Here is a 1,734-nt window from a genome sequence, read left to right on the forward strand (position 1 = left end):
GATCACCGCACACCTTGCGGAAGTAGACTTGGACCCAACCATGGCATTGAACATCACCTATCCCCCTGAGCTCCCGGTCGCCGAGCGGCGGGCCGACATTATGGCCGCCATCGCCGCCAATCAGGTCACCATCATCGCCGGAGAAACAGGGTCCGGAAAGACCACGCAGATCCCCAAGATGTGCGTGGAACTGGGCCTTGCCCGAAACGGCATGATCGGCCACACCCAGCCACGCCGTCTCGCTGCGCGCACCGTCGCAGAGCGCATTGCCCAGGAACTGGATGTTCAGGTAGGGGACGAGGTCGGCTTTCAGGTGCGCTTCACCGGACAGGTGAGTCGCAGCACCAAGATTAAGCTGATGACTGACGGCATCCTCCTCGCCGAGATCCAGCACGACAGGCTCCTGAAGAAATACAGCACAATCATCATCGACGAGGCGCATGAACGCAGCCTCAACATCGACTTCATCCTCGGCTACCTCAAGCGGATCCTTCCCCAGCGGCCGGATCTGAAACTCATCATTACCTCGGCCACCATCGACCCAGAACGGTTCGCCAACCACTTCGCTGCCGATGAAGCGCTGGAGCAGAAGACCAACGCGCCCATCATCGAGGTTTCCGGACGCACCTACCCGGTGGAAATCCGGTACCGGCCACTCAGCCAGCCAGCAGAAGCGTCCGACTCTGATGATGAGCTCGAGGAGGACCGCGACCCGCTGGACGCGGTGTGCGACGCCGTCGACGAACTCGCCAAGGAAGCGCCGGGCGACATCCTGGTGTTCTTTTCCGGCGAGCGCGAGATCCGCGACGCTGCGGATGCACTCCGGGCGCGTGTCCAGACCAATCCGCGGCTGAAGGGCACTGACATCCTGCCCCTGTTCGCCCGGCTCTCCCTGCAGGAACAGCACCGGGTATTCAGCCCGGGCGGCTCCGGACGGCGCATCATCCTGGCCACCAACGTCGCCGAAACCTCATTGACCGTTCCCGGCATCAAGTACGTCATCGACACCGGAACCGCCCGCATTTCGCGCTACTCCCACCGAACCAAGGTCCAGCGCCTCCCCATTGAGAGGGTGTCCCAAGCCTCGGCCAACCAGCGCTCGGGCCGCTGCGGCCGCGTCTCGGACGGCATCGCCATCCGCCTGTACTCGGAGGAGGACTTCGAGGCCCGGCGGCCCTTCACCGACCCCGAAATCCTACGCACCAACCTCGCCGCGGTCATTCTTCAAATGACCGCCATGGGCGTCACCCGCGGCCCCAAGGACGTGGCGGACTTCCCCTTCGTCGAACCGCCGGATTCGAAGGCAATCAACGACGGCGTGACCCTCCTGAAGGAGCTCGGCGCGCTAAGCGCGCAGGGCGACATCTCCGCCGTCGGGCGCCAGCTTGCCCAATTGCCGGTGGATCCACGCCTGGGCCGCATGATTGTGGAAGCGGGCAGGCGAGGCTGCGCCAAGGAAGTCATGGTGTTGGCCGCGGCGCTGACCATCCAGGATCCCAGGGAGCGGCCGCAGGCCGACCAAGGATCAAAACTGCAGACGGCCACCGAGAAGCACAAGCGGTTCCTTGACGAGAACTCCGATTTCACCGGCTACCTCAACCTGTGGCGCTATCTCCAGGACCAGCAAAAGGAGCTTTCCTCCACGCAGTTCCGAAAACTGTGCCGGAACGAATTCATCAACTACCTCCGGGTACGGGAGTGGCAGGACCTCTTCGCGCAGCTCAGGCAGTTGGC

General features: G+C 63.4%; 1 protein-coding gene. It reads left to right on the plus strand.

From position 1 onward, the window contains the following. Positions 1–40 precede the first annotated feature (40 nt). Positions 41–1,734, plus strand: a 1,694-nt coding sequence (gene hrpA / locus Y708_RS23085) for an ATP-dependent RNA helicase HrpA (protein ID WP_035775414.1), incomplete at its 3' end; no start/stop codon positions are given.

Source organism: Arthrobacter sp. H5 (assembly GCF_000520595.1).
Lineage (GTDB): Bacteria > Actinomycetota > Actinomycetes > Actinomycetales > Micrococcaceae > Arthrobacter_D.